The sequence below is a fragment of the Bradyrhizobium cosmicum genome (assembly GCF_032290525.1).
Taxonomy (GTDB): domain Bacteria; phylum Pseudomonadota; class Alphaproteobacteria; order Rhizobiales; family Xanthobacteraceae; genus Bradyrhizobium; species Bradyrhizobium cosmicum_A.
Window position 1 is genome coordinate 1 of sequence record NZ_JASXTA010000334.1, and the last position, 260, is coordinate 260.

Below are 260 nucleotides of genomic sequence, written 5' to 3' on the forward strand. Positions count from 1 at the left end.
GTTCGGGTCCGGCCTGTTCGGCAATACGCGACTGCGCGACCTGGTGGCCCGCTATGTCGGGCCGGAGATCCTGGCCGCCGTTGCACGCGAAAATGCCAAGGGCCGAAAACTGCTGGTGGTGACGACCGATCTCGACACCCAACGCACGGTCGTTTGGGACATGGGGAAAATCGCAGCCGTCGGTTCGCCCGAGGCGCTGCGCCTGTTTCGCGACGTGATGGCGGCCTCCGCCAGCATTCCCCTGGTCTTCCCGCCGATCC

General features: G+C 66.2%; 1 pseudogene. It reads left to right on the forward strand.

The features are described 5' to 3' along the window. A pseudogene (locus tag QSV46_RS40160) lies at positions 1 to 260 on the forward strand (alpha/beta hydrolase); the annotation flags it as partial.